Source organism: Nonomuraea sp. NPDC048916, from assembly GCF_040649575.1.
Taxonomy (GTDB): Bacteria; Actinomycetota; Actinomycetes; order Streptosporangiales; family Streptosporangiaceae; genus Nonomuraea.
In genome coordinates, this window is record NZ_JBEZFS010000023.1 from 1 (window position 1) to 26001 (window position 26001).

Annotated in this window: 28 protein-coding genes; 9 read left to right on the plus strand and 19 right to left on the minus strand. The window is 70.9% G+C overall.

All coding sequences use genetic code 11. From position 1 onward, the window contains the following. The 14 genes from AB0C16_RS24180 to pyrR all read right to left on the minus strand — a co-directional run. Positions 1-399: S-adenosylmethionine synthetase N-terminal domain-containing protein (locus AB0C16_RS24180; RefSeq protein WP_357686170.1), on the minus strand; the 399-nt coding region annotated here is incomplete at its 3' end. 125 nt (positions 400-524) lie between these two features. Next, a complete protein-coding gene (locus AB0C16_RS24185; protein WP_357686171.1) occupies positions 525-893 on the minus strand; it encodes a hypothetical protein in 369 nt (122 codons plus the stop codon). Between the two features lie 80 nt (positions 894-973). Beyond that, entirely contained in the window at positions 974-2179 is a 1206-nt protein-coding gene (gene coaBC, locus AB0C16_RS24190) for a bifunctional phosphopantothenoylcysteine decarboxylase/phosphopantothenate--cysteine ligase CoaBC (protein ID WP_357686172.1), read from the minus strand. A gap of 8 nt (positions 2180-2187) precedes the next feature. Further along, the gene (gene rpoZ / locus AB0C16_RS24195) at positions 2188-2457 is read right to left on the minus strand and encodes a DNA-directed RNA polymerase subunit omega (RefSeq protein WP_101783051.1); all 270 of its coding nucleotides are present in this window, start codon (positions 2455-2457) and stop codon (positions 2188-2190) included. A 5-nt stretch (positions 2458-2462) separates the two neighbouring features. After that, a complete protein-coding gene (gene gmk, locus AB0C16_RS24200; protein ID WP_357686386.1) occupies positions 2463-3035 on the minus strand; it encodes a guanylate kinase in 573 nt (190 codons plus the stop codon). A 139-nt stretch (positions 3036-3174) separates the two neighbouring features. Beyond that, positions 3175-3498, minus strand: coding sequence for an integration host factor, actinobacterial type (mihF, locus tag AB0C16_RS24205; RefSeq protein ID WP_020541698.1), 324 nt, complete (start codon positions 3496-3498; stop codon positions 3175-3177). 348 nt (positions 3499-3846) lie between these two features. Beyond that, positions 3847-4548 (minus strand): orotidine-5'-phosphate decarboxylase, encoded by a 702-nt coding sequence (pyrF, locus tag AB0C16_RS24210; RefSeq protein ID WP_357686173.1) that lies wholly within the window; start codon positions 4546-4548, stop codon positions 3847-3849. Continuing rightward, the gene (locus AB0C16_RS24215; RefSeq protein ID WP_357686174.1) at positions 4545-5522 is read right to left on the minus strand and encodes a dihydroorotate dehydrogenase; all 978 of its coding nucleotides are present in this window, start codon (positions 5520-5522) and stop codon (positions 4545-4547) included. The genes pyrF and AB0C16_RS24215 overlap by 4 nt, the downstream gene beginning before the upstream one ends. A 13-nt stretch (positions 5523-5535) precedes the next feature. Then, complete coding sequence (locus AB0C16_RS24220) at positions 5536-6387, minus strand: dihydroorotate dehydrogenase electron transfer subunit (protein WP_357686175.1); 852 nt, start codon at positions 6385-6387, stop codon at positions 5536-5538. Between the two features lie 37 nt (positions 6388-6424). After that, complete coding sequence (carB, locus tag AB0C16_RS24225) at positions 6425-9712, minus strand: carbamoyl-phosphate synthase large subunit (protein ID WP_357686176.1); 3288 nt, start codon at positions 9710-9712, stop codon at positions 6425-6427. Then, entirely contained in the window at positions 9699-10805 is a 1107-nt protein-coding gene (carA, locus tag AB0C16_RS24230) for a glutamine-hydrolyzing carbamoyl-phosphate synthase small subunit (protein ID WP_357686177.1), read from the minus strand. The genes carB and carA overlap by 14 nt, the downstream gene beginning before the upstream one ends. Continuing rightward, positions 10802-12130, minus strand: a complete 1329-nt coding sequence (locus AB0C16_RS24235; protein WP_357686178.1) for a dihydroorotase — start codon at positions 12128-12130, stop codon at positions 10802-10804. The genes carA and AB0C16_RS24235 overlap by 4 nt, the downstream gene beginning before the upstream one ends. Then, the gene (locus tag AB0C16_RS24240; RefSeq protein WP_357686179.1) at positions 12127-13047 is read right to left on the minus strand and encodes an aspartate carbamoyltransferase catalytic subunit; all 921 of its coding nucleotides are present in this window, start codon (positions 13045-13047) and stop codon (positions 12127-12129) included. The genes AB0C16_RS24235 and AB0C16_RS24240 overlap by 4 nt, the downstream gene beginning before the upstream one ends. Continuing rightward, positions 13044-13589 carry a bifunctional pyr operon transcriptional regulator/uracil phosphoribosyltransferase PyrR gene (gene pyrR, locus AB0C16_RS24245; protein ID WP_357686180.1) on the minus strand — a complete coding sequence of 182 codons (546 nt, stop codon included), beginning with the start codon at positions 13587-13589 and terminating at the stop codon, positions 13044-13046. Before pyrR ends, AB0C16_RS24240 begins: the two co-directional genes overlap by 4 nt. 199 nt (positions 13590-13788) lie before the next feature. Here pyrR and AB0C16_RS24250 point away from each other — a divergent pair, with 199 nt between their 5' ends. From AB0C16_RS24250 to AB0C16_RS24275, 6 genes are all read left to right on the plus strand, one after another. After that, positions 13789-14037: a DUF3040 domain-containing protein gene (locus AB0C16_RS24250; RefSeq protein WP_357686181.1), complete on the plus strand. Its 249-nt coding sequence runs from the start codon at positions 13789-13791 to the stop codon at positions 14035-14037. A gap of 183 nt (positions 14038-14220) precedes the next feature. Further along, on the plus strand, positions 14221-15465 hold the full coding sequence (locus tag AB0C16_RS24255; protein WP_357686182.1) for an arginine deiminase: 1245 nt from the start codon (positions 14221-14223) through the stop codon (positions 15463-15465). A 29-nt stretch (positions 15466-15494) separates the two neighbouring features. Continuing rightward, on the plus strand, positions 15495-16430 hold the full coding sequence (gene arcC, locus AB0C16_RS24260) for a carbamate kinase (protein ID WP_357686183.1): 936 nt from the start codon (positions 15495-15497) through the stop codon (positions 16428-16430). 2 nt (positions 16431-16432) lie between these two features. Then, the gene (locus tag AB0C16_RS24265; protein WP_357686184.1) at positions 16433-17872 is read left to right on the plus strand and encodes an amino acid permease; all 1440 of its coding nucleotides are present in this window, start codon (positions 16433-16435) and stop codon (positions 17870-17872) included. Next, a complete protein-coding gene (locus AB0C16_RS24270; RefSeq protein ID WP_357686185.1) occupies positions 17869-18735 on the plus strand; it encodes a universal stress protein in 867 nt (288 codons plus the stop codon). Before AB0C16_RS24265 ends, AB0C16_RS24270 begins: the two co-directional genes overlap by 4 nt. A gap of 304 nt (positions 18736-19039) precedes the next feature. Beyond that, on the plus strand, positions 19040-19534 hold the full coding sequence (locus AB0C16_RS24275; RefSeq protein ID WP_049574916.1) for a transcriptional regulator: 495 nt from the start codon (positions 19040-19042) through the stop codon (positions 19532-19534). A gap of 137 nt (positions 19535-19671) precedes the next feature. Here AB0C16_RS24275 and AB0C16_RS24280 read toward each other — a convergent pair whose 3' ends face one another. The 3 genes from AB0C16_RS24280 to AB0C16_RS24290 all read right to left on the minus strand — a co-directional run bounded on the left by AB0C16_RS24280 (position 19672) and on the right by AB0C16_RS24290 (position 21948). Beyond that, positions 19672-20118: an SAV_6107 family HEPN domain-containing protein gene (locus AB0C16_RS24280; protein ID WP_357686186.1), complete on the minus strand. Its 447-nt coding sequence runs from the start codon at positions 20116-20118 to the stop codon at positions 19672-19674. A 429-nt stretch (positions 20119-20547) separates the two neighbouring features. Next, the gene (locus tag AB0C16_RS24285; RefSeq protein WP_357686187.1) at positions 20548-20742 is read right to left on the minus strand and encodes a (4Fe-4S)-binding protein; all 195 of its coding nucleotides are present in this window, start codon (positions 20740-20742) and stop codon (positions 20548-20550) included. Between the two features lie 6 nt (positions 20743-20748). Then, positions 20749-21948, minus strand: coding sequence for a cytochrome P450 (locus tag AB0C16_RS24290; RefSeq protein ID WP_357686188.1), 1200 nt, complete (start codon positions 21946-21948; stop codon positions 20749-20751). A 95-nt stretch (positions 21949-22043) separates the two neighbouring features. Between AB0C16_RS24290 and AB0C16_RS24295 the strand changes: the two genes are divergently transcribed. Further along, positions 22044-22664, plus strand: a complete 621-nt coding sequence (locus tag AB0C16_RS24295; protein WP_357686189.1) for a helix-turn-helix domain-containing protein — start codon at positions 22044-22046, stop codon at positions 22662-22664. On the opposite strand, the gene AB0C16_RS24300 is transcribed toward AB0C16_RS24295, so the two are convergent. Continuing rightward, positions 22665-23534, minus strand: a complete 870-nt coding sequence (locus AB0C16_RS24300) for a peptidoglycan-binding protein (RefSeq protein ID WP_357686190.1) — start codon at positions 23532-23534, stop codon at positions 22665-22667. 120 nt (positions 23535-23654) lie between these two features. Between AB0C16_RS24300 and AB0C16_RS24305 the strand changes: the two genes are divergently transcribed. Continuing rightward, positions 23655-24131: a YbaK/EbsC family protein gene (locus tag AB0C16_RS24305; protein ID WP_357686191.1), complete on the plus strand. Its 477-nt coding sequence runs from the start codon at positions 23655-23657 to the stop codon at positions 24129-24131. A gap of 10 nt (positions 24132-24141) precedes the next feature. Then, positions 24142-24768 carry a GNAT family N-acetyltransferase gene (locus tag AB0C16_RS24310; RefSeq protein WP_357686192.1) on the plus strand — a complete coding sequence of 209 codons (627 nt, stop codon included), beginning with the start codon at positions 24142-24144 and terminating at the stop codon, positions 24766-24768. 224 nt (positions 24769-24992) lie between these two features. On the opposite strand, the gene metF is transcribed toward AB0C16_RS24310, so the two are convergent. After that, positions 24993-25916 (minus strand): methylenetetrahydrofolate reductase [NAD(P)H], encoded by a 924-nt coding sequence (gene metF, locus AB0C16_RS24315; RefSeq protein ID WP_357686193.1) that lies wholly within the window; start codon positions 25914-25916, stop codon positions 24993-24995. Between the last annotated feature and the right edge of the window lie 85 nt (positions 25917-26001).

The window sequence follows — 26001 nt, forward strand, 5'->3', positions numbered from 1 at the left end:
CATCAGCCCCTGGTCACCGGCGCCCTGCCGGTCCAGCTCGTCGCCGTCGCCGTCGACGCGGTGCTCGTAGGCGTCGTCGACCCCCTGGGCGATGTCGGGCGACTGCGCCCCGATGGACACCGACACGCCACACGAGGCGCCGTCGAAACCCTTGTGGGAGGCGTCGTAACCGATCTCCAGGATCTTCTCCCGGATGACACCCGGAATGTCGACGTAGGTCTCGGTCGTCACCTCGCCTGCGACGTGGACCTGGCCGGTAGTGATCATCGTCTCGACGGCGACCCGGCTCTTGGGATCGTCTTTGAGCATGGTGTCGAGAATCGCGTCACTGATCTGGTCGGCAATCTTGTCCGGGTGGCCCTCGGTGACCGACTCGGAGGTGAACAGGCGACGTGACAACTCAGTGGCTCCTCATGCAGCGGCTGCTGACGGATTGCGGCTCCGGCGGTCGGACAGGCCAGGGCCTCCCGAAGTCTAGCCCTACCCGGCGCCCTGTCGCGAAACTGGCCGAATCACGGCGTGCCTCACAGGTCGGGCAGCGGATCGGGCGGCAACGTCTCAGGTGCGAAGATCTCGGCGTCGGCCGCGGCGACCACCGCGGCGTACTCCTCGTCGAACTCGAACGCCAGCGATCCCAGCTCGATGACCGGCCCCGGCGCCTGCAGGATCGGCCCGAGGCGGGTATGGCGCGGGAAGATCGCGTAGATCGCGACCGGACGGTCTCTCTGGAGCATCTTGGTGGCCAGCACCGAGATGGACCGGCCGGTGACGACGATCAGGAAGTCGGCGGCTCCCCGAGGCCCCACCGACAACGCCGGAAAGACGTAGCTGATCTCTTCGTGATCGCCCAGCAGTGTCTTGCAACGGTCTCTGACAGCGGAACTCACCGGCATTCCGTCCCCCTTCGCGCCAAGTATCCGCAGGCGTACGGGGGCGTTGCAACACGTGATGTGGTAACGGACGTGTACGAACGTCAGGCGAGGCGGGCGGCCACCAGGTCCCAGACGGCGTCGGCCACATCGTCCTTGGGGCCGCGCTTCACCTGAACCGCGTCGCCGTCGGCGGCGAGCACGGTGGCGGCGTTGTCGGGGGTGCCGAACGCGAGGCCGGGGCCCACCTGGTTGACGACGAGCAGGTCGCAGCCCTTGCGGGCGAGTTTGGCCCGGCCGTTGGCCAGCACGTCGTCGGTCTCGGCGGCGAATCCGACGATCACCCGCGGGTGCCCGGCGCCCTCGGCCCGGGCGGCCCTGCGCTGCTCGCCCAGCTCGGCCAGAATGTCGGGGTTCTTCGTCAGCCGGATGGCCTCGGGCTCGCCGTCGGTCTTCTTGATCTTCGAGTCGTGCCGCGTGGCGGGCCGGAAGTCGGCGACGGCGGCGGCCATGACCACCACGTCGGCGCCGGCGGCGGCGGCCAGCACCGCCTCCCGCAGCTCGGCCGTGGACTCGGCCCGGACCACGGTGGCTCCGGCGGGGTCGGGCAGCGTGACGTTGGCGGCGACCAGGGTGACCTCGGCTCCGCGCGCGACGGCGGTGCGGGCCAGGGAGTAGCCCTGCAGCCCGGAGGAGCGGTTGCCGATGTAGCGGACGGGGTCGATGGCCTCGCGGGTGCCGCCCGCGGAGACGACGATCTTGCGGCCGGTCAGGTCGTGTGGGGCCCCGCGCAGCACGCGCAGGCAGACCTGGAAGATCTCGGCGGGGTCGGGCAGCCGGCCCGGACCGGTGTCGGCGCCGGTGAGCCGGCCGACGGCGGGGTCGATCACCAGGGCGCCGCGTTCGCGCAGCGTCGCGACGTTGGCGCGGGTCGCGGGGTGCTGCCACATCTCGGTGTGCATCGCGGGGGCGAACACCACCGGGCACCGCGCGGTCAGCAGCGTGTTGGTGAGCAGGTCACCGGCCAGCCCGTGGGCCGCCTTGGCCAGCGTGTCGGCGGTCGCGGGCGCCACCACCACGAGGTCGGCGTTCTGGCCGATCCGCACATGGGGCACCTCGTGCACGTCGTCCCAGACGTCGGTCGCCACCGGATTGCCCGACAGGGCCGCCCAGGTGGGCTCGCCCACGAACCTCAGGGCCGCACGGGTCGGGACGACCCGGACCTGATGCCCCGACTCGGTGAACAGGCGCAGGAGCTCACACGCCTTGTAGGCGGCGATGCCCCCGGTGACGCCAAGGACGACCTTCATCGAAACGGTCAGACCGCGCCTTCGATGGGCTCGGCGTTGAGCAGCCCCTCGGACACCTCGCGCAGCGCGATCGAGAGCGGCTTCTCCTGGGCGTGCGTCTCGACCAGCGGCCCGACGTATTCGAGCAGGCCCTCGCCGAGCTGGGAGTAGTAGGCGTTGATCTGGCGGGCCCGCTTGGCACCCATGATCACCAGGGAGTATTTGCTGTCGACGATGTCGAGCAGCGCGTCGATCGGCGGGTTGGTGATCCCCTCAGCGACCGGGGCAATGCCTGCCACGATTGTCAGACCTCTCGGTTGGTGGTTGTCGTGACCCCCAGAGGGTCAGTCATCAAGGCTATCAGCCGGTGGCACACGTCTTTCACATCCGTGTTGACCAGGGTGAGATCGAACTCCTTCTCGGCCGCCATCTCGATCCGGCCGGCCTCCAGGCGGCGGGCGATGACGTCCTCGGGCTCGGTGCCCCGGCCGCGCAGCCGCTTCTCCAGCTCCTGCCAGCTCGGCGGGGCCAGGAACACCAGCAGGGCCTCGGGCATGCTGCGCCGCACCTGCCGGGCGCCCTCGAGGTCGATCTCCAGCAGCGTGGGCACCCCGGCGGCGAGCCTGTCCAGCACGGCGTGCCGGGGCGTGCCGTACCGGTTGCCGGCGAACTCCGCCCACTCGAGCAGCTCACCCGACTCGACCAGCCGGTCGAACTCCTCACCGTCGACGAAGAAGTAGTGGACCCCGTGCACCTCGCCGGGCCGGGGCCGCCTGGTGGTCACCGAGACCGACAGCCACACCTCGGGGTGTGCCCGCCGGAGCTCGGCGACGACCGTGGACTTGCCTACGCCGGACGGCCCCGACAGGACCGTCAGCCGTCTGTCTCGCGAGGGGAGGAAGTCGCCGACCTGCGCTCCTGATCCGACTGCCTCATGGGCCCTTGCACTGCCGGACCTGGACCTGTCGGTCACTTCCTACCCCCCGTTGAACCCGCGTGTTCGTGTGGAACCGAGATTAGCTCTCGTTGCCACCGAACTCGCGCTCGAGGGAGGCCCTCTGGTTCGCGCCGAGACCCCGCACGCGGCGGGACTCGGCGATGGCGAGCCGCTCCATGAGCTGCTTGGCGCGGACCTTGCCCACGCCGGGGAGCGACTCCAACAAGGCCGACACCTTCATCTTGCCGATGACGTCGTCGGTCTGCCCATCCTTGAGCACCTCAGCCAGAGAAACCGCGCCATGCTTGAGCCGGTTCTTGACCTCGGCACGCTCTTTACGGGCCTTGGCAGCCTTCTCCAGGGCTGCGGCGCGCTGCTCAGGGGTCAGGGGAGGAAGAGCCACGCCGGGTCACCTCGAATTTCTGTCGATGTACTCGGACGGGAAGGGAAACTAGCTGGTCATCGCCCCCTAAGCAACGTCAAGAGCGGTTTCTCTCGCGACAAAATCTACTTCGTCGCTCTCCGTATAGGTAAAACTACGGCCTGCTGATCAAAACGCCCTCACTTCCCGCTTCGCTCCGGGCGATCCGAAGCCGCGCCGAAGTGGACGAAGATCACATGCCGGCCGCGCGTCCCTGTCCGAAACCGCCCGCCGACCTGTGTCCCAAACCCCGGCCCGGCACGCTCGCACGTCGCGTTATCGCCCGGGTTGTGACATCATTCGATCTTGTACGGCGAGCGGGACGCGCCGTCAGGAAGGCGTTCCCGTGCGCCTGAGAGCGGCGGCCATGGCGGCGGCCGCGGCTCCGGGGTCGGGCGAGGCGGTGATGGGGCGGCCGATCACCAGCAGGTCGGCGCCGTCGGCGAGGGCCTGTTCGGGAGTGGCGACCCGGGCCTGGTCCTGAGCGTCGGCGCCGGCGGGACGCACTCCCGGCGTGATGAGGCTGATGCCCGGGCCGACCTCCGAGCGCACCGCCGCGACCTCGTTGGGGCTGCAGACCAGGGCCGTCGCGCCCGCGTCGACCGACATGGCGGCCAGGCGGCGCACCGCGTCGTCGGCGGGGCCGATCAGGCCGATGGCGGCCAGGTCGTCCTCGCTGAGGGAGGTCAGCACCGTGACGGCGGCGATCTGCGTGTGGGGGGCGGCGTCCACGGCCGCCCTGATCATCGCGGGCCCGCCGGTGGCGTGCACGGTGAGGATGGCCGGCCGCAGCCGGGAGACGGCCCGGGCCGCGCCGGCCACCGTGTTGGGGATGTCGTGCAGCTTGAGGTCGAGGAAGACGCTGACGCCGCTGGCTCCCCGCACGGAGGCGATCACGTCGGGGCCGTAGCGCAGATAGAGCTCCAGGCCCACCTTCACGGTGCTGACGTGGGGTGTCACCAGAGCGGCCCACCTGGCGGCGGTCTCCAGGTCGGGAGCGTCGAGGGCGACGGCGATGGGTGCGGGGGTCACGGGGAGCTCTCCTCGGTGTCGACGAGCAGGTGCCGGGGGGCGCCGCCCGGTGGACGGTGGGCCAGGCCGACGGCGTCGGCCAGCCGCTGGAAGCCGCGGGCCCGCAGGAGGTCCTCGAGCTCGCGCTCGATCCGCAGGCACGCGTAGGGGTCGTGGAACAGTGCGGTGCCCACCCCGACCGCGCAGGCGCCCGCCAGGATGAGCTGGAAGGCGTCTCTGCCGGTCAGCACGCCGCCGACGCCGATCAGCGGCACTCCGGGGAGCGCCGCGTGCACCTGCCACACACACCGTACGGCCAGCGGCAGGATGGCCGGGCCGGACAGTCCGCCGGTCACGGCGGCCAGCGACGGCCGCAGCGTCTCGGTGTCGATGGCCATGCCGAGCGGATTGTTGATCATCGACAGGGCGTCGGCGCCCGCGTCGGCGCAGGCGCGGGCGACGGCGACGATGTCGGCCACGTCGGGCGCGAGCTTGGCGACGACCGGCACGTCGTAGCGCATGATGGACCGCACGGCGGCGATGACCTCGGCGGCGGCGCTGCCCTCGCGGGCGAAGACCCGGCCGCGGTCCTCCATGTTGGGGCACGAGAGGTTGACCTCGAGCGCGGTCACCCCGGGCGCGTCGGCGAGCCTGCGGGCCAGCTCCGAGTATTCGGCGACGGTGCCGCCGCCGATCGAGACGATGGTCCGGATGCCGCGCTGTGCCAGCCAGGGCAGCTCGCGTTCGAGGAAGGCGTCGATGCCGGGCCCCTGGAGACCGACGGCGTTGAGCATGCCGGACGGGGTCTCGGCCATGCGCGGCGTCGGGCGCCCGGCGCGCGGGGCCATGGTGATGGACCGGGTGGCCAGCGCCCCCAGCCGGTGGAGGTCGAAGAACTGGGCGAGCTCGCGGCCGGAGGCGGCGCATCCGGCCGCGGTGGTGATCGGGTTCGCCAGCTCCACGTGCGCCAGGAACGTACGCATATCTACTGACATGTCACGTCACCACTCAGCCCGCATGGCGAGCACCGCCCCCGGGAGCGCCGAGGGCGTCGAACGGGATCGTTCCCACGTCCTCGAACCGCACCCGCTCCCCCCGGAACACCGGGCCCTCGGCGCAGGCGCGCAGCATCCTGGTCACCCCGTCGTCTCCGATGACCGGCAGCACGCACGTCATGCACACCCCGATGCCGCACGCCATCGACTCCTCCACCGCCACCTGCACCGGGATGTCGAACTCGATCGCCACGGCGGTGACCGCCCGCAGGGTCTCCATCGGCCCGCACGCGTAGACGACGTCGGCGCGGGTGTCGGCGATCACCGACGGCAGCGCGTCCGTCACCTTGCCGCGCAGCCCCAGCGAGCCGTCCTCGGTGGTGAGCGTGGTGGTGGCGGCCATCCGCCGGGCCCGCATCGCGCCGAACACCCGGTCGGCCCCGGCCCCGCCGAGCACGAAGTCGACCCGGCAACCCCGCTCCATCAGGGCGTCGGCCACCGGGAACAGCACCGCCGAGCCGTACTCGGAGCCGACCAGCACGCAGTGGACCGGATCGCGCGGCAGCGGGAAGGGCCGCCCGAGGGGCCCGACCAGGTCGAGGGTGTCGCGGGCCCGGCGCTCGGCGAGCCAGGCGGTGCCGGGCCCGCGCACGGTGAAGACGAGCTCCACCGTGCCGCCGTAGTCGGACTTGACGTCGTGGACGGTGAGGGCCCGGCGGGTCACCATCGACGTGTGCGCCCCGCCGACCGCGACGGACACGAAGTGACCGGGGCGGTAGCGCTCGGCGATGCCGGGCGCCACCACCGTCAGCGCATGGTAGGCGTCGACCCGGCGCGTCGTCAGCACCGTGCCCGTCACCTGCACCGGTGTGCCGGCCAGTCTCCTTCACCTCCCGTGGGAGCTATCCCCGAAGCGCCTGCGCGTGCTCCTGGAGGGACCGTACGCCGACATCGCCCCGCACGATGGCCTGGATGCCCGCGGCCGCCGCCGCCAGCCCCGCGACCGTGGTGATGCACGGGATGCCGCGCAGCACCGCGGCGGTGCGGATGTCGTAACCGTCGAGCCGCGGGCCGGACTGCCCCGGGCTGCCGAACGGCGTGTTGACGATCAGGTCGACCTCGCCGTCCAGGATGGCTTGCACACTCGTCGGCTCACCTCCGGGTCCGGGTCCCTCGCTGTGCTTGCGCACGATCTTGGCATGGACACCGTTGCGGCGCAGCACCTCGGCCGTGCCCTCGGTGGCCAGGATCTCGAAACCGAGGTCCGCCAGCGCCCGCACCGGGAAGATCATCGCACGCTTGTCGCGGTTGGCCACGGACACGAACGCGCGTCCCTTGGTGGGCAGCTCGCCGTAGGCCGCCGCCTGGGACTTGGCGAAGGCGATGCCGAAGAACTCGTCGATGCCCATGACCTCGCCGGTGGAGCGCATCTCGGGCCCGAGCACGATGTCGACGCCGCGGAACCGGTTGAACGGCAGCACCGCCTCCTTGACCGCGATCGACGCCTCCAGCGGCAGCGTGCCCCCGTCGCCGGACGCGGGCAGCATGCCCTCCTCGCGCAACGAGGCGATCGAGCTGCCCAGCATCACGCGGGCCGCCGCCTTGGCCAGCGGCACGCCGGTCGCCTTGGACACGAACGGCACGGTGCGGCTGGCCCGCGGGTTGGCCTCCAGCACGTAGAGGACGCCGGCCGACATCGCGTACTGGACGTTCAGCAGGCCGCGCACGCCGACGCCGCGGGCGATGGCCTCGGTGGCGGCGCGGATGCGCTTGATGTCGTGGCCGCCGAGCGTGATGGGCGGCAGCGCGCACGCCGAGTCGCCGGAGTGGATGCCGGCCTCCTCGATGTGCTCCATGACGCCGCCCAGGTAGAGCTCGGAGCCGTCGTAGAGGGCGTCGACGTCGATCTCCACGGCCTCGTCGAGGAACTTGTCGACCAGCACCGGATGGCCGCCCTCCTGGGCCGTCATGTAGCGGGTCAGGGTCTCGTCGTCGTAGACGATGGCCATGCCGGCCCCGCCCAGCACGTAGGAGGGGCGCACCAGCACCGGGTAGCCGATCTCCTCGGCCACCTGCAGCGCCTCGGCGACCGTGGTCGCGGTGCCGTGCTTGGGCGCCGGCAGCCCGGCCTCGGCCAGCACGCGGCCGAAGGCGCCGCGCTCCTCGGCCAGGTGGATGGACTCGGGCGAGGTGCCCACCACCGGCACGCCCGCGTCCTTCAGCGCCTGGGCCAGCCCGAGCGGCGTCTGCCCGCCCAGCTGCACGACGACGCCCGCGACGGGCCCCGTCTGCTGCTCGGCGTGCACCACCTCCAGGACGTCCTCCAGCGTGAGCGGCTCGAAGTAGAGCCGGTCGGAGGTGTCGTAGTCGGTGGAGACCGTCTCGGGGTTGCAGTTGACCATGACGGTCTCGAACCCGGCCCTGGACAGCTCGAACGAGGCGTGCACGCACGCGTAGTCGAACTCGATGCCCTGCCCGATCCGGTTGGGCCCGGAGCCGAGGATGATCACCTTCGGCCGGTCGCCGAAGGGGACCTCGCTCTCCTCGTCGTAGGCCGAGTAGAGGTAGGGCGTCTGGGCGGCGAACTCGGCGGCGCAGGTGTCGACGGTGTTGTAGACCGGGCGCAGCCCCAGCGCGTGGCGCAGGTCGCGGACGCGGGCCTCGTCGATGCCGCGGATCTCGCCGATCTGCGCGTCGCTGAAGCCGTGGCGCTTGGCCCGCTGGAGCACCTCGGCGGTCAGCTCGGGGGCCCCGGCCAGCGTCTGGGCCTCCTCGTCGAGCAGGAGGAGCTGGTCGAGGAACCACGGGTCGATGCTGGTGGCCTCGAACAGCTCGCGCGTGGTGGCTCCCGCCCTGATGGCCTGCTGCATCGTGCGCAGCCGCCCGTCGTGAGGGGTGCGGCAGGCGTCCAGCGACTCCTGCCTGCCGGGGACCTCGCCCGCCCAGGTGAACGACGAGTCCTTCTTCTCCAGCGACCGCAGCGCCTTCTGCAGCGCCTCCGTGAAGGAGCGGCCGATGGCCATGGCCTCGCCCACCGACTTCATGTGGGTGGTCAGGGTCTGGTCGGCGCCCTTGAACTTCTCGAACGCGAACCGCGGCACCTTGACCACGATGTAGTCGAGGGTCGGCTCGAAGGACGCTGGCGTCTCGCGGGTGATGTCGTTGGGGATCTCGTCGAGGGTGTAGCCGATGGCCAGCTTGGCGGCGATCTTGGCGATCGGGAAGCCCGTCGCCTTGGACGCCAGGGCCGACGACCGCGACACCCGGGGGTTCATCTCGATGACGATCATGCGGCCGGTCCGCGGGTCGACCGCGAACTGGATGTTGCACCCGCCCGTGTCGACGCCGACCTCGCGGATGACGGCGATCGCGACGTCGCGCATGTTCTGGTATTCGCGGTCGGTCAGGGTCAGCGCGGGGGCGACGGTGACGCTGTCGCCGGTGTGGACGCCCATCGGGTCGATGTTCTCGATGGAGCAGACGATGACCACGTTGTCGACCTTGTCGCGCATGACCTCGAGTTCGTACTCCTTCCAGCCGAGGATGGACTCCTCCAGGAGCACCTCGGTGGTCGGCGAGGCGTCGAGCCCGGCGCCGGCGATGCGCCGCAGGCCGGACTCGTCGTAGGCGAACCCGGAGCCCACGCCGCCCATCGTGAACGAGGGCCGCACGACCAGCGGGTAGCCCAGCTCGCCGGCGGCGGCCAGGCACTCGGCCATGGTGTGGCAGACGACCGAGCGGGCCGACTCGGCGTTGAGCCCGTGCTCGCGGGCGACCTTGGCGACGATCTCCTTGAACCGCTCGCGGTTCTCGCCCGCCTGGATGGCGTCGAAGTCGGCGCCGATCAGCTCGACCTCGTAGCGCTCCAGCACGCCCGACTCGTGCAGCGCGACCGCGGTGTTGAGCGCGGTCTGGCCGCCCAGCGTCGGCAGCAGCGCGTGGGGCCGCTCCCTGGCGATGATCTTCTCGACGAACTCGGGGGTGATCGGCTCGACGTAGGTGGCGTCGGCGAACTCGGGATCGGTCATGATCGTCGCCGGGTTGCTGTTGACCAGGATCACCCGGAAGCCCTCGTCGCGCAGCACGCGGCAGGCCTGGGTGCCGGAGTAGTCGAACTCGCACGCCTGCCCGATCACGATCGGCCCGGAGCCGATCACCAGGACGGACCTGATGTCCTCACGCTTGGGCACGGGCCATGACCTCACAGAACTCGTCGAAGAGGTGAGCCGCGTCGTGGGGGCCCGCGGCGGCCTCAGGGTGATACTGAACACTGAACGCAGGCTGCTCCAGCAGCCGCAGGCCCTCCACGCAGCGGTCGTTGAGGTTGACGTGGCTCACCTCGGCCCGGCCGAAGGGCGTGTCGAACGGCCCGCCGAGCGGCGCCTCGACCGCGAACCCGTGGTTGTGCGCCGAGATCTCCACCTTCCCGGTGCGTACGTCCTGGACCGGCTGGTTGACCCCGCGGTGGCCATAGCGCAGCTTGTAGGTGGACAGGCCGAGCGCGCGGCCGAAGAGCTGGTTGCCGAAGCAGATGCCGAAGAACGGCACCCGCGCCTCCAGCACGCCCCGCAGCGCCGAGACGTCGGCCGTGGCCGGGTCACCCGGCCCGTTGGAGAAGAACACGCCGTCGGGCCCGACCGCCATGATCTCGTCGTGGATCGCGGTGGCGGGCAGCACGTGCACCTCGCAGCCGCGCTCGGCCATCCGGTGCGGCGTCATGCCCTTGATGCCGAGGTCGACGGCCGCCACCGTGAACCGCTTGGCGCCGATGGCCGGCACCACGTAGGGCTCGGTGGTGGCCACCTCGGCGGCCAGGTCGGAACCCTCCATGCGGGGCGCCCGGCGGACGCGCTCGACCAGGTCCTCGACCGGCTCCGAGGGGGCGGTGAAGATGCCCGCGCGCATGGCGCCGCGCTCGCGCAGGTGGCGGGTGAGGGCGCGGGTGCCGGGGATGGCGATGCCGACGACGCCCTGCTCCCTGAGGTGGTCGCCGAGCGAGCCGGTGGCCCGCCAGCTGGAGACCACGCGGGACGGCTCGCGCACGACGTATCCGGCGACCCAGACGCGGCCCGACTCGGGGTCCTCGTCGTTGACGCCGGTGTTGCCGATGTGCGGGGCGGTCATCGCGACGATCTGGCGATGGTAGGACGGGTCGGTGAGGGTCTCCTGGTAGCCGGTCATGCCGGTGTTGAAGACCATCTCGCCGAATGTCTCGCCCTCCGCGCCGTAAGGGGTCCCGCGGAAGACCCGCCCGTCTTCCAGCACGAGCAGCGCGTGGGTCACGTGAGCTTCCCTTCGAGAACGGTGGCCCTGCCGCGCAGGAACGTCGCCAGCACGCGGCCCGGCAGCGTCATCCCCTCGAAGGGGGTGTTGCGGCTCTTGGAGGCGAAGGCCGCCGGGTCCACCAGGGTGCGGGCGCCCGGATCGTAGAGGGTGAGGTTGGCCGGTGCGCCGACCTCGATCGGCCGGCCGTGGCCCGCCAGGCGGCCGATCCGCGCGGGCACGACCGACATGCGCTGGGCGACGCCCGCCCAGTCGAGCAGCCCGGTGTCCACCATGGCCTCCTGCACCACGCTGAGCGCGGTCTCCAGGCCCACCATGCCCATGGCGGCGGCCGACCACTCGGTCTCCTTGTCCTCGACCGGGTGGGGCGCGTGGTCGGTGGCGACGATGTCGATCGTGCCGTCGGCCAGGGCCGCGCGCACCGCCTCGACGTCGGCGCGGGTGCGCAGCGGCGGGTTGACCTTGTAGATCGGGTTGTAGGCGCCGACCGGCGAGTGCTCGACGAGGTCGTCGGTGAGCAGCAGGTGGTGCGGGGTGACCTCGGCGGTGATGTTCCAGCCCTTGGACTTGGCCCAGCGGATGATCTCCACCGAGCCGGCCGTGGAGACGTGGCAGATGTGCAGCCGGGAGCCGACGTGCGCGGCGAGCAGGCAGTCGCGGGCGATGATCGCCTCCTCGGCGACCGCGGGCCAGCCGGTCAGGCCGAGCCTGCCGGAGACGACGCCTTCGTTCATCTGCGCGCCCTCGGTGAGCCGGGGCTCCTGGGCGTGCTGGGCGACGACGCCGTCGAACGCCTTGACGTACTCCAGGGCGCGGCGCATGAGCACCGCGTCGTCGACGCACCTGCCGTCGTCGGAGAAGACCCGGACCCGGGCGGCGGAGTCGGCCATCGCGCCGAGCTCGGCGAGCTGCCTGCCCTCCAGGCCGACGGTGACCGCGCCGACCGGCTGCACGTCGCAGTGGCCGAACTCGAGGCCGAGCCGCCAGACCTGCTCGACCACGCCGGCGGTGTCGGCGACGGGCGAGGTGTTGGCCATGGCGTGCACGGCGGTGTAGCCGCCGCGGGCGGCGGACTGGGTGCCGGTCTGCACGGTCTCGGCGTCCTCGCGGCCCGGCTCGCGCAGGTGGGTGTGGAGGTCGACGAGGCCGGGCAGGGCGATCGCGCCGCCGCCGGCGACCGCCTGGCCGCCGGGCGGCTGCGGGCCGATCTCCGCGATCACGCCGTTCTCGACACGCAGGTCGGTGGGCTCCCCGCCGAGGATCCTGACGTCACGGATGATCAACGTGGCTCCTTCGCCGCCGGTGCGTTCGGTGTGCTCGCTCACTGTGCGATCTCTCCCCCGAGGAGCAGGTACAGGACGGCCATGCGGATGGTCACGCCGTTGGCGACCTGCTCGACGATGGTCGAGCGCGAGGAGTCGGCCACCTCGGCGGCGATCTCCATGCCGCGGTTCATCGGGCCGGGGTGCATCACGATGGCGTCGTCGGGCATCCGCGCGAAGCGGTCGCGGTCGAGGCCGTAGCGGCGCGAGTATTCGCGCTCGCTCGGGAAGAAGGCGGCGTTCATCCGCTCCTTCTGCACCCGCAGCATCATCACCACGTCGGACTTGGGCAGCACCGCGTCGAGGTCGTAGGACACCTCGCACGGCCAGCTGCCGACCGTGACGGGCAGCAGCGTGGGCGGCGCCACCAGCGTGACCTCGGCGCCGAGCGTGTGCAGCAGCAGCACGTTGGAGCGGGCGACCCGGCTGTGCAGCACGTCGCCGACGATCGTGACCTTGCGCCCGTCGAGCCCGCCCAGGCGGCGGCGCATCGAGAAGGCGTCGAGCAGCGCCTGGGTGGGGTGCTCGTGGGTGCCGTCTCCGGCGTTGACGACGCTGCCGTGCACCCAGTTGGCGAGCCGGTAGGGGGCGCCGGAGGCGCTGTGGCGGATGACGACCGCGTCGGCGCCCATGGCCTCCAGCGTCAGCGCGGTGTCTTTGAGCGACTCTCCTTTGGAGACGCTGGAGCCTTTGGCGGAGAAGTTGATCACGTCGGCGGAGAGCCGTTTGGCCGCCGCCTCGAAGGAGATGCGGGTGCGGGTGGAGTCCTCGAAGAACAGGTTGACCACCGTGCGGCCGCGCAGCGTGGGCAGCTTCTTGATGGAACGTTCCGAGACCCTCGCCAGCTCCTCGGCGGTGTCGAGGATGAGCAGGGCGTCGTCTCTGGTGAGATCTCCCGCGGAGATGAGGTGGCGGTTCACTTGGCGCCCTCCTTCATCAGCAGCACGGCGTCGCGCCCGTCGATCTCCTCGAGGTAGACCTTGACCTTCTCGCTCTTGGCGGTCGGGAGGTTCTTGCCGACGTAGTCGGCGCGGATGGGCAGCTCGCGGTGGCCCCGGTCGACCAGCGTGGCGAGCTGCACCGCGGTCGGGCGGCCGAGGTCGTTGAGCGCGTCGAGCGCGGCGCGCACGGTGCGGCCGGAGTAGAGGACGTCGTCGACCAGCACCACGGTCCTGTCGTCGATGCCGTCGGACGGCAGCTCGGTGCGGCCGAGCGGGCGGGCGGGCCGGAGCCGGAGATCGTCACGGTACATCGTGATGTCGATCGAGCCGACGGGGATCTTGACCCCTTCGAAGCGCTCTATGCGGTCGCCGAGCCGGCGGGCCAGCGTGACGCCGCGGGTGGGGATGCCGAGGAGGACGACTCCGTCGGCGCCCTTCGTGCGCTCGAGGATCTCGTGCGCGATGCGGGTCAGTGCCCGATGGATGTCCGGGCCTTCGAGAACGGCCCTGGATTCGGACATGGGGAAGCTCACCACCTTTCCCGCCTCACAGGACGGGTCTTAAAGGATTTGGTCGGGACACACAGTACCAGGGGCTACCAGCCAGAACGGGACAGGCACCCACGCGGTCCCGGCGCCCCGGCCGGCGGTGTACCACATTTGGCAAAGGGTGATTAAAAGGTATAAAACCTCTCACAAGGCTCGTTAGGGAGGTTCAACCATGGCGCTGTCGGCACGCGAGCAGCAGGCCCTGGACGCCATCGCGCGCCGGCTCAGGGCCGAGGAGCCGGCACTGGCCGAGAGCCTGACCGAGCTGGCCACGGGCCGGACGTCCGTGGAGCGCGGCCCGTCGAAGCCGGAGGGCTGGCCCATCGCGCTGATCGCGATCAGCCTGGCGGTGCTCTCGCTGGCCCTGCTGTACGCGCTCTCGGGCTCTCCCGAACCCATGGCCATGCCCGCGATCAGGTAATTTCCCGGCGGATCTCGTGTCAGCCCCGCGCCCCTAGGGCAGGTCACCGGCAGCCCCACGAAGCGTGCGGCTCGAGCGGGCGGATCGCGCCGGAGGCATGCATGGGGGATCCACGACCAGCCGAGGGCACCGCCATCCCCTGCACGGCGTGACATTTGCCGGTTCTGAGGGGATATACGAGTGATGACATTCCATGTCGCCTCCGAGGTGGGCACCCTTCGCCGGGTGCTCCTGCACGAGCCAGACCTCGCGCTCAAGCGGCTCACCCCGACCAACACCGACACATTCCTCTTCGACGACGTGCTGTGGGTGCAGCGGGCGATCGAGGAGCACGAGGAGTTCCAGCAGGTGCTGCGCGCGCGCGGCGTCGAGGTCCACCTGCTGGCCGACCTCCTGCGCGAGACCGTCGACATCCCCGAGGCGCGCAAACACATCCTGGACGCGAGCATCGACGAGCGCTTCATGGGGCCGCTGGCCGTCGACGACATCCGCAACACGCTCGACGCGATGGACTCGGCCACCCTGCAGATGTACCTGACCGGCGGCATCACCAAGCGCGAGCTGATCGCCGCCGGCTGCGATCCCAAGTCGGTCGCCTACCACACGCTCGACGACGACGACTTCGTGCTGCCGCCGCTGCCCAACCACCTGTTCACCCGCGACACCTCCTGCTGGGTGTACGACGGCGTGTCGATCAACGCGATGCGGAAGAAGGCCCGGATGCGCGAGACGGTCAACATGGAGGCCGTCTACGAGTTCCACCCCACCTTCGCGGGCGGCTTCGACCGGCCCCTGACGGGCGGCTTCCGGGTCTGGCTGCCCGGCCAGGCGATCGCGCCGGCCACGCTGGAGGGCGGCGACGTGCTGGTCATCGGCCGCGGCGCGGTGCTCATCGGGATGAGCGAGCGCACCCAGCCGCAGACGGTCGAGATGCTCGCCCAGCGGTTGTTCCAGGCCGGCTCGGCCCGGCGGATCGTCGCGCTGCACATGCCGCAGGCCCGCGCCTTCATGCACCTCGACACCGTGATGACGATGGTGGACGTGGGCGTGTTCACCAAGTACGCCGGGCTCGGCATGCTGCCCTCCTACACCATCGAACCGGGCGACACCGAAAAGGAGCTCAAGGTCACCGACCATCCCCCCGAGGACATGCACCGGGCCATCGGCCGCGCCCTGGACATGGACGAGATCACGGTGCTCACCCCCACCCAGGACGTCTACGCCGCCGAGCGCGAGCAGTGGGACGACGGCTGCAACGTGCTGGCCGTCGAGCCGGGCGTGGTCGTCGCCTACGAGCGCAACACCACCACCAACAACCACCTGCGCGACAACGGCATCGAAGTGATCACGATCCGGGGCAGCGAGCTGGGCCGGGGCCGCGGCGGTCCACGCTGCATGAGCTGCCCTCTCGAGCGGGACGGCATCTGATGGCACACCACGCACCCCTGGGAGCCTGAATGCGGGTCATCGTCGCACTCGGCGGGAACGCGGTGCTCGAGCGCGGGCAGCGACCGGACGCCGACACCCAGATCGCCCGCGTTGCCCTCTCCGCCAGGGCGCTCGCCAAGCTGGCGGACAAGCACGAGCTGATCATCACCCACGGCAACGGCCCGCAGGTCGGCATGCTGGCCCTGCAGAGCGCCGCCGACCCCGGCCTGACCAGGCCGTACCCCTTCGACACGCTCGGCGCCGCGACCCAGGGGATGATCGGCTACTGGATGCTGCAGGCCCTGCAGAACGCGCTGCCCGGCCGGCAGGTCATGGCCATGGTCACCCAGACCCTCGTCTCCGCGGTCGACCCGGCCTTCGAGCATCCCACCAAGTTCGTCGGCCACGTCTACGACCAGGCGGAGGCCGAGAAGCTGGCCCGGGAGCACGGCTGGACCGTCAAGCCCGACGGCCCGTACTGGCGGCGCGTCGTCCCCTCCCCCACGCCGCAGCGCGTGGTCGAGACCCGGCTGATCCGCAGGATGCTCCGCGAGCAGGTCGTGGTGATCTGCGCGGGCGGCGGGGGCGTCCCCGTGATCCGCGACGAGCACGGCCGCCTGTCGGGCGTGGAGGCGGTCATCGACAAGGACCTGACCGCGTCGATGCTGGCCGAGGCGCTCGACTGCGACGCGTTCCTGATCCTGACCGACGTGCCGCGGGTGGTGCGCGGCTTCGGCACGCCCCAGCAGAGCGAGATCGGCCACACCACGCCGCACGAGCTGCGCGGCCTGGACTTCCCGGCCGGCTCGATGGGGCCGAAGGTGGAGGCGGTCTGCCGGTTCGTGGAGACCACCGGCGACATGGCCGCCATCGGCAGCCTCGACGACGCGGAGCGGATCCTGGAGGGCACGGCGGGCACGATCGTGACGCCCAACGCCCGGTGGCCGTTGACCAGCACGCTCTAGGCGTGAAGGGGGTTCCCGTGGCACTGCCGCAGCGGCTCTTCCGCACCAAGCCCACCGAGCAGATCGTCGCGGAGGGCGGCCACGGCGAGGGCGGTGAGCTGCGCCGCACGATGTCGCTGTGGCAGCTCACCCTGTTCAGCGTCGGCGCCACGCTCGGCACCGGCATCTTCGTCATCCTCGGCCAGGCGGTGCCGAAGGCCGGGCCGGCGGTGGTGGTGTCCTTCGTGCTGGCCGCGATCACGGCGCTGTTCTCGGCGCTGTCCTACGCGGAGCTGGCCGGCACGATCCCGGTGTCCGGCTCGTCCTACTCCTACGCCTACGCGACGCTGGGCGAGCTCGTCGCCTGGGTCTGCGGGTGGTGCCTGATGCTGGAGTACGCCGTGTCGGTCGCCGCGGTGGCCGTCGGCTGGGGGCAGTACCTCAACTCCTTCCTGCGCAGCCTGTTCGGCTGGACGCTGCCCGCGGCGATCGTCGGCTCCCCCGGCCAGGACGGCGGCGTGATCAATCTCACCGCGATCCTCATCGTGGCCATGGCGACCTGGCTGCTGCTGCGCGGCGCCTCCGAGAGCGCGACGGCCAACGCCGTCTTCGTGCTCATCAAGATCGTCGTGCTGGCGTTCTTCTGCGTGGTGGCCTTCACGGCCTTCCAGTCGCGCAACTTCACGCCGTTCGCCCCCCTGGGCATCGCCGGCATCACCGCGGCCGCCTCGCAGGTGTTCTTCTCCTACATCGGCTTCGACGCCGCCTCCACGGCCGGCGAGGAGGCCAAGAACCCCAGGCGCGACCTGCCGCTGGCGATCCTCCTGTCGCTGGCCATCGTCACCGTCATCTACGTCCTCGTGGCCATGGCCGCAGTCGGCGCCATGCCGTGGACCGCCTTCAACCCGGAGAGCACCGAGGGCGGCCTCTCCCAGATCGTGGACGCCGCCACCGGCTCGACCTGGGCGGGCCTCATCGTCTCGTTCGGCGCGGTCATCGCGATCGCCAGCGTGGTGCTGACCGTCATCTACGGCCAGACCCGCATCCTGTTCGCGATGTCCCGCGACGGGCTCATCCCGCACGTCTTCCAGAAGGTGAACCCGCGCCACCAGGTGCCGGTCGCCAACACGCTCATCGTCGCGGTGTTCATCTCCGTGCTCGCCGGCCTGGTGCCGCTCGGCCAGTTGGCCGAGGCCACCAGCATCGGCACGTTGTTCGCGTTCGCCATCGTGAACGTCGGCGTCCTCATCCTCCGCTACCGCAGCCCCGACCTGCCGCGCAGCTTCCGCACGCCGCTGTTCCCCGCCACTCCGGTGCTCGGCACGATCTTCTGCTTCATCGTGATGGCCGGGCTGGCCGGCGTCACCTGGCTGGCGTTCGGGCTCTGGATGCTGCTCGGTCTCGTCTGCTACTTCCTGTACGGCTACCGCTTCTCGCGGCTGAACACCGAGGTCCGCCGATGATCTTCGAGAACGTGCTGAGCGGGTTCATCCCCGAGCCTCGCGGACGTGACGGGCTCACCCTGGCCATGCTGCTGGCCCGTCAGGCCGGAGCGCGTCTGGCGGTGGCGATCGTGCAACCGCCCGCGTGGTCGGCGCCCGGGCCGGCCAAGGCCGAGGAGAGCATGTGGCGCGCCTACCTCAAGGAGCAGGCCGACGCCGCGCTCGCGCAGGCGCGGAAGCTGGCCGGCGACGGCGCCGACTACGTCGTGCACACCCACAAGGGCAGCGGCCGCGGGCTGGTGGAGCTGGCACGCAGGCGCGGGGCCGACGTCGTCGTGATCGGCTCGGCGCCGCGGGGCGGCCGCGGCCGGATCTCGCTCGGCAGCACCGCCGACCAGTTGCTGCACTCCTCGTCCGTGCCGGTGCTGCTGGCGCCGCGCGGCTACGCCGACGACCCGCCCGCCGGCTTCGAACGCATCACCGTCGCCTACCGCCGGTGCCCGGGCTCCGACGCGGCGGTCCTCGGGGCCGCCAAGGTGGCCGTCTCGCTGAACGTGCCGCTCCGGCTGGTGACGATGGTGATCAGGAGCGGCCGGCGGGCCAGGATCGAGGAGGAGATGCTGGCGAGGCTGCGCGTCCAGGCGGCGGCCGACCTCAAGGCGGCGGCCCGGGGCCAGCGGCGGCGCACCCAGGTGGAGGTGGAGGTGCTGGAGGGGCGGACCGTGGCCCAGGCCCTCGCCGAGACGTCCTGGCTGCCCGGAGAGCTGCTCATCTGCGCGTCGAGTGAGAGCGGGCCACTTCGGCGGGTCTTCCTGGGCGACACCTCGCTCAAAATCGTCCGCGCCGCGACCCACCCGGTGATGATGCTCACCCGCCAGCCGTGAAGTAGCCGGTTCGCCCGGTAAACGGGGACGAAGTACTGTTACCTTCACGGGACAAGGGGGGCGTTTAACGCGAATCCTGCCGGACCGGATTCGACATCTTTTTTCCAATCAGCTTGACCTTCGGCGTCCACCCCTTTACCGTCACTGTGCGTAACCACACTGCGCGGCGTTCTGGGCCAAACCCCAGGGCCATGGCTACCGATGGTGCCGAGCCTGGCACCAGACCCCCCGGTGGCTCCGGCAAACGCCGCGGAGGAGCACAATCTACTGAGAGCGATACATACGAGAGCCGGGGGGCCACACGATGCCGTCTGAGTACGCAAAGTCGCTGGGTGCACGACTCCGCGCCATCCGCACCCAGCAGGGCCTGTCCCTGCACGGAGTCGAGGAAAAGTCGCGTGGCAGGTGGAAAGCCGTGGTCGTGGGCTCGTACGAGCGTGGCGACCGCGCGGTCACGGTGCAGAAACTTGCCGAACTTGCCGACTTCTATGGGGTGCCCGTCTCCGAGCTGCTGCCCGGTGGCGCCGCCCCCAGCCCGCTCGGCCCGACGCCCAAGCTTGTGATCGACCTGGAGCGGCTGGCCACGCTGCCGAAGGAGAAGGCGGGTGCGCTCGCCCGCTATGCCGCCACGATCCAGAGCCAGCGTGGCGACTACAACGGCAAGGTGCTGTCGATCCGCCAGGAGGATCTGCGTTCGCTGGCCGTGATCTATGACAAGTCACCCACCGAGTTGACCGAGGAACTCATCAGCTGGGGAGTGCTCGACGCCGAGGCCCGCCGGGCCGTCGAGTCCTTCTGACGAGTGCGGACGAGGGGCGCGCCGTGGTGACGGCGCGCCCTTCGCGCCGTACTGGCCCACTCTCCGGACTCGCGCCGTCTCAGGCGTGTCACCGCCCGGGCTCGCCCACGAGCAGCCGGGTCTACCGCTGGTCCGGGTCAGCCGGCCAGGGGGATGTCGACGGGAAGTTGGGGCTGGGCGGGAACGCCCAGAATGCCCTCCACTGTGCAGACGAACGTCTCCGCCTCGGCCAGCAACTCGTCGGCGTCGGCGGCCGACACGCCACGGACCATGCCCGCCTCGGCGGCCGCGCGCTTGGCGGCGCTCACCGAGAAGTAGGCGGCCCACTCGGCCAGCTGCGGCTCCGCCTCGGGAAGCAGCTCCCAGGCGCTGCGCAGCCGGCGCCTGCGGCCCTCCATGGGCCGGGGCCGGGCGGCCAGGATCGCGGCGGCCGCGCGCAGGGCCGCCAGATGCGCCGCCACATATCGGGATGCCGGGGTGCGAGCGGCCGCCGCCTCCGCCAGGCAGGAACGTGAATCCGTCAGGTGCGCCCGGACCGCGGACGACAGCCGGGGACCCTGCGGGTCTCTAGACCGTGGTGCCATGTGCACGCCTCCTTGGGGTCGTGACGGCGCCCGGCGTTGCCGCCGGTGAAGCCCACGATCGCAGACGCCACCGACATTTCCGCCGGGCCGGCCGGACGAGGAGCTTCCCCTCTCCCCGTCCGGCCAGGACGTGCCCACTCGTCTCCGCCGACGACGAGGACACGCCCTTCGCCCTCGGAGCCTGACCGCGGGCCTCGCTTGGGGGAAGCGTGACCCGCGACCAGGTCCTTCGACGTGAGCCGCGAGCCTCACGTCACTAGGTCGAACATAATTTCGATCACGCTCTGTGTCAACCTGTTCCACGAACACAGGTTCGATGAACATGTTCCCGCGTGCGGAAATCCGAAACGGCACACCCTTGTCATCTGCCGGGGACCGGCCCCCGGCGGTCCCGCGCCCGGCCCGCGCGCCGGTCCCGAGACCTCCCGGCTAGGGAACGACGGAGAGCGCGCCCGAAGGGCACAGGCCGACCGCGCGGCGGGCGGCGTCCTGCTGGTCGGCCGGCGGCGACGGCCGCAACAGCACGACCGTGCCGTCGTCCTCGCTCTGGTCGAACACCTCCGGGGCTGTCAGCACGCACATGCCCGCTCCGATGCACACCGTCGTGTCCGCTTTGATCTTCATGACGACCTACCAGGTGACGGGGAGGCGGTGCACGCCGTAGATGCTCATGTCGGAGCGCATCGGCACCTCCTCCGGTGATACGGCCAAGCGTAGATCGGGGAAGCGGCGCAACAGCGCCGGGTAGCCGATGCGCATCTCGGTCCGGGCCAGCTGCTGGCCGAGGCACTGGTGGATGCCGTGGCCGAACGTCAGGTGCCCGGCGGCCGGCCGGGTGACGTCGAGCCGGTCGGCGCCGGGGAAGCGCGACGGGTCACGGTTGGCCACGGGCAGGCTGAGCGTGACCGCCTCGCCCTCCCTGATCAGGACGCCCTCGATCTCGACGTCCTCCAGGGCGGCCCTGACCGGGCCGAGGTGGATGATCGTGAGGTAGCGCAGCAACTCCTCGACGCCGTTGTCGACCAGCTCGGGATCGTCGCGCATGGCCGCGAGCTGGCCCGGGTTGGCGAGCAGCGCGTAGGTGCCGAGGCCCAGCATGTTGGCGGTGGTCTCGTGGCCCGCCACCAGCAGCAGGAACGCGACGCCGGTGAGCTCCTCGTCGTTCAGCTCGCCGCCCGTGACGAGCCCGCTGAGCAGGTCGTCGGCCGGCTCGGCGCGCTTGCGCCGGATCAGGCCGTCGAGGTAGGCGGAGATCCTGGTCATCGCGCCGATGACGTCCTCGGCCTTGCTGTCGAGCCCGAAGAGCACCTTGGAGTCCGCCTGGAACTGCCCGCGGTCGTCGTACGGCACCCCGAGCAGCTCGCAGATCACCAGCGACGGGATGGGCAGCGCGAAGTGCTCGACCAGATCGGCCGGCCTGCCCGCGGCCTCCATCCGGTCCAGGCACGCCCCGGCGATCTCCTCGACCCTGGACTCCAGCAGCTTCATCCTGCGCACGGTGAACTGGCCGGTCAGCAGCTTGCGGTAGCGCGTGTGCTCGGGCGCGTCCATGCGCAGGAAAAACCCCGGCGGGACCCGGAACTCGTGCTCGCGTATCTCCTTGTTGAGCTCCATCCGGGCCGGGATCGGCGGGTGCATGAGCTCGGGCCGGTTGCTGAAGCGCGGGTCGGCGAGCACCGCGCGGGCGGCGGCGTAGCCGGTCACCAGCCAGCCCCGGTGGCCGTCGGCGTAGGCCATGCGGTGGATCGGACCCTGTTTTCGCAGGTCCGTGAGCTCATCCGGCGGATCGAACGGGCGCTGGCGAGCGGTGGTCAGGGTCACGTCGGTCATCTGATGACTCCCTTCGGGTCACCATCCACAAGACAACATCCACTGCAAAATTTCAATGAATGTAAATCATTATTTAGTGCAGTACAGTTCACGACATGGTGGGAATTCGGGAGCGCAAGAAGCAGCGCACGCGCCGGGCGCTCATCCAGGCCGCGCTCCGGCTGTTCGACGAGAAGGGTTACGAGGAGACCACCCTGGCGGAGATCGCCGCCGCGGCCGACGTGTCGACCCGCACGTTCTTCAGCTACTTCGCCAGCAAGGAGGACGTGCTCTTCTTCGACGCGGCCGCCCGCATCGAAACCACGCTCGCCCTGGTGGCGACCAGGCGACCGGACGAGGCGCCGCCGGAGCTGCTCATGCGGATCGTGCGCGCCGGTCTCGCCTGGACGGTCGAGGACCAGGACTTCCGGCCGGAGGACGTACGGCTGCGGATGCGGCTCGTCATGACCGTCCCCGCGCTGCAGGCCCGCGCCCTGCACCTGCTGTTCGACAACCAGCTGCGGCTCACGCGGGCGCTGCGCGAGGCCTATCCGGGCGAGCTCGGCCCGGTGGAGGCCGCCGCGGCGGTGGGCGCGCTGGCGGGCGCCACGAAGCTGGCCGTCGTGGCCAGCCTCAACCGCGACGGCTCCTTGGAGCAGGCCGCCGAGGCTGCTCTGCAGGCCGCCGAGATCACCGTCCGCGGCCTCGCCTCCCTCGGCCGGCCCGCCGCCCGCTAGCTACCCCCTGCGGAAGGCGCCCCGCACGTGCACCGGCACGCCCTTGCCGAGCATCCCGGGCAGCACCTCGGCCACGTTCATCGGCATCCGGACACAGCCATGCGAAGCCGGATAGAGCGGCACCGAGAGCGCCCCGTGGAAGGCGATGCCGCCGTTGAAGAAGATCGGGTTGTAGAGCCGGCCCAGGTAGGACTTGTGCCATCCCGAGGCGCGCCAGGTCGTCCGGTAGTCGCCCGTGGGGGTGCGGGCCGAGCCGCAGAAGCGCTGGCTCTTGCCCTGCCAGACGGCGGTCTCGCAGTAGGGGACGCCGCTGCCCGAGGAGATGTGGGTGATCAGCCGGGGCCGGCCGTCCACGTACAGGACCATGATCTGCTTGGACAGGTTGACCTCGGCGCGGGTCGGCCGGCCGTTCGCGACCAGCACCTTCGGGGCCTTGGGCCGCTCCAGCGCGGCCCACGTGCGCTTGCCCACGGTGCTGCTCGGCGTGATGCCGTTGACCTTCTGGAACGCCCAGACGGCCGCCAGGGTGGTGCCGCCGTAGCGCCCGTCAGCCCTGCCCGGGCGGTAGCCCAGCCCGGCGAGGCGCTTCTGCAGCCAGACGACCGCCTCGCCCTTGGCGCCGAGCCTCAGCCTCTTGCCGGGCGCGGTGACGGGCTCGGCGACGGGCGTGGTCACCGGCACCGTGATGGGCGCGGTGATGGGCGCGGTGATGGGCGCCGTGATGGGCGCCGTGATGGGCGCCGTGATGGGCGCCGTGATGGGCGCGGTGGCGGCGGGAGTCGTGACGGAGGCGGCGAGCGGCCGGGCGTGCGCGCCGTGCGCGCCGAGTCCCGCCAGGACGAGGGTGCTCGCCGTTACGAGAGCAGCCATTCCGGGCAGGCGTCGTGCCACCACCAGTACCACCTCTCATTCCGTACTATTCAAAGCAAAGGACACTACACCACCGCCATGAGGCGGTAATGCCGTCGTCACTCGCTTTAGAGTGTCCGCATGTCTGAGAAGTTGCCTGCCAACAGCGTTCTGGTCCAGTCCGCCCTCCGGGAGCGCGGGGCGATGGGCGAGATCGTGGTGCTGCCCGAGAAGGCGCCCACCGCCGCCACCGCCGCGGCCCAGCTCGGTTGCGAGATCGGGGCGATCGCCAACAGCCTCATCTTCGAGGCCGACGGCGCGCCGCTGCTCGTGTTGACGAGCGGCGCGCACCGCGTCGACGTCGAGCTGATCGCCCGCACCGCCGGCGTCCAGCGCGTACGGCGGGCGACCCCCGAGTTCGTCCGCGAGGCGACGGGCCAGCCGATCGGCGGCGTGGCCCCCGTCGGCCATCCGGCGCCCGTGCGGACCCTGGTGGACAACTGGCTGACCAAGCACGAGGTGGTGTGGGCCGCGGGCGGACATCCGCTGACGGTCTTCCCCACCACGTTCGACGAGCTCCTGCGCATCACCGGCGGGAGCCCCGTCGAGGTCGAGTAGTGTGCGACGCGTGATCGAGTTTCGCGGCGCAGGGCCCGACGAGTTCGGCGAACGGCTGGACACGGTGATCGACATCTACACCGCCGCCATGCGCCCGCCCGCGGACCAGATCTCCGGCCGCGCCACCATCATGCGAAACCACGGGACATATCCGTATTTTCAGTGTTATTTCGCAGAATTGCGAGCGCCAGACTACGAGATCTCCGCAAGCGCCCCGGAAAGCCCTCGAGGAGCCTTCCGGGGCCGCACGACAGGAGGCGGCCCCCCCGTGCTCACCGTCGGGTTCGCGTACGGATTCCGCGGCGCACCCGGACAGTGGTGGCACGACGTGGTGTTCCGGGAGCTGGAGCAGCGGGCCGGCCCCGAGGTGGCCGACGCCTGGCTGGGCAACGCGTTCGAGCTGGCCGAGATCCACGTCCACCCCGACTACCAGGGCAAGGGCATCGGCCGGGCGATGGTCACGACCCTCTGCGCGGGCCGCAGGGAGCGCTCGGCCGTGCTCTCCACCCACGACCGGCCCACCATGGCCCGTCACCTCTACAGGAGCATGGGATTCGTCGACCTGCTGACCGGGTTCGTCTTCCCGGGCGGTCACGAAGAGTACGCGATCGCGGGCGCCCCTCTCCCCCTCCGCTGACGTCGCCGCTGGTAAAGCCTTGACCCGGGAGTTTGGCCGCCATTACTCCGGGCAATATCAGCTACGCAAGGTAATGGACGCTTTACCCTGCGTCTACCCACCCCCTACCGCCACCCGCCCGGTCCCCCTGCGGGCGGGTGGCGGCCCCCCTTTCGAAACCCGCCCACCCGAGTCGAAGCGCCCGCCCCCGGTCACGGGAGCGGGCGCTTCACCTCGCCGGGCCGTCAGGCCGACAGCGCCTCGGCGGGCGAGAGCCGCCGGAAGACCTCACGAGACGCGCTCGACCGGTTGAACGTGATGAAGTGGATGCCCGGCGCGCCCTCGTCGAGCAGCCGCTGGCACAGCTCGGCCCCGTGGTCGATGCCGAGGCGGCGCACGGCGGCCGGGTCGTCGGCCACGGCCTCGAAGCGGGCCGCCACGTCGGCCGGGAACGGCGCCCCTGACAACTGCTCCGACCGCGCGATCGTGCTCATCTGCGTCACCGGCATGATGCACGGGATGATCGGCGTGTCACACCCCTGGGCCGCCACCCGGTCGCGCAGCCGCAGGTAGTCGTCGGCCTGGAAGAACATCTGCGTGATCGCGTAGTCGGCCCCGGCCCCGCACTTGCGGACGAAGTATTCGGTGTCGGACTCGATCGACGGCGAACGCGGGTGCTTGAACGGGAACGCCGCCACCCCCACGCAGAAGTCGCCCGACTGCCGGATCAGCCGCACCAGGTCCTCGGCGTAGAGCACGCCCTCGGGGTGGCGCACCCACTCGCCCGTGGGGTCGCCGGGCGGGTCGCCGCGCACCGCCAGGATGTTGCGGACCCCGGCGTCGGCGAACCGGCCCACCAGGTGGCGCAGCTCCCGGATCGAGTGGTTGACCGCGGTGAAGTGGGCCACAGGGGTCAGCGTGGTGGAGTGGGCGAGCCGCTCCACGATGTCGACCGTGCGGTCGCGGTTGGAGCCGCCGGCGCCGTAGGTCACGGAGACGAACGTCGGCCGGAGCGACTCGAGCTCCCGGATCGCGCGCCACAGCTGACGCTCGCCCTCGTCGGTCTTCGGGGGGAAGAACTCGAACGAGAACGACCTGCCACCGGCGGCGAGCAGCTCGCGGACGGTGGGAACCCGGTCGGGCAGGACGGACGGTCGGCCAAGTGCCATGGGCTCAGGTTACCGTGACAACCCTGGGACGGGCGGTCATACCTGTCCCTGGAGATCCGTGCCGAGCCGCCCGGCCACTAGTCTC

What these genes read in the sequence shown, in the direction of transcription:
- AB0C16_RS24185 (WP_357686171.1), bottom strand. Translation starts at nt 893, where the DNA reads ATGCCGGTGAGTTCCGCTGTCAGAGACCGTTGCAAGACACTGCTGGGC.
- coaBC (WP_357686172.1), bottom strand. Translation starts at nt 2,179, where the DNA reads ATGAAGGTCGTCCTTGGCGTCACCGGGGGCATCGCCGCCTACAAGGCG.
- AB0C16_RS24215 (WP_357686174.1), bottom strand. Translation starts at nt 5,522, where the DNA reads ATGTCAGTAGATATGCGTACGTTCCTGGCGCACGTGGAGCTGGCGAAC.
- pyrR (WP_357686180.1), bottom strand. Translation starts at nt 13,589, where the DNA reads ATGTCCGAATCCAGGGCCGTTCTCGAAGGCCCGGACATCCATCGGGCA.
- AB0C16_RS24250 (WP_357686181.1), top strand. Translation starts at nt 13,789, where the DNA reads ATGGCGCTGTCGGCACGCGAGCAGCAGGCCCTGGACGCCATCGCGCGC.
- AB0C16_RS24255 (WP_357686182.1), top strand. Translation starts at nt 14,221, where the DNA reads ATGACATTCCATGTCGCCTCCGAGGTGGGCACCCTTCGCCGGGTGCTC.
- arcC (WP_357686183.1), top strand. Translation starts at nt 15,495, where the DNA reads ATGCGGGTCATCGTCGCACTCGGCGGGAACGCGGTGCTCGAGCGCGGG.
- AB0C16_RS24270 (WP_357686185.1), top strand. Translation starts at nt 17,869, where the DNA reads ATGATCTTCGAGAACGTGCTGAGCGGGTTCATCCCCGAGCCTCGCGGA.
- AB0C16_RS24275 (WP_049574916.1), top strand. Translation starts at nt 19,040, where the DNA reads ATGCCGTCTGAGTACGCAAAGTCGCTGGGTGCACGACTCCGCGCCATC.
- AB0C16_RS24280 (WP_357686186.1), bottom strand. Translation starts at nt 20,118, where the DNA reads ATGGCACCACGGTCTAGAGACCCGCAGGGTCCCCGGCTGTCGTCCGCG.
- AB0C16_RS24285 (WP_357686187.1), bottom strand. Translation starts at nt 20,742, where the DNA reads ATGAAGATCAAAGCGGACACGACGGTGTGCATCGGAGCGGGCATGTGC.
- AB0C16_RS24290 (WP_357686188.1), bottom strand. Translation starts at nt 21,948, where the DNA reads ATGACCGACGTGACCCTGACCACCGCTCGCCAGCGCCCGTTCGATCCG.
- AB0C16_RS24295 (WP_357686189.1), top strand. Translation starts at nt 22,044, where the DNA reads ATGGTGGGAATTCGGGAGCGCAAGAAGCAGCGCACGCGCCGGGCGCTC.
- AB0C16_RS24300 (WP_357686190.1), bottom strand. Translation starts at nt 23,534, where the DNA reads ATGGCTGCTCTCGTAACGGCGAGCACCCTCGTCCTGGCGGGACTCGGC.
- AB0C16_RS24305 (WP_357686191.1), top strand. Translation starts at nt 23,655, where the DNA reads ATGTCTGAGAAGTTGCCTGCCAACAGCGTTCTGGTCCAGTCCGCCCTC.
- metF (WP_357686193.1), bottom strand. Translation starts at nt 25,916, where the DNA reads ATGGCACTTGGCCGACCGTCCGTCCTGCCCGACCGGGTTCCCACCGTC.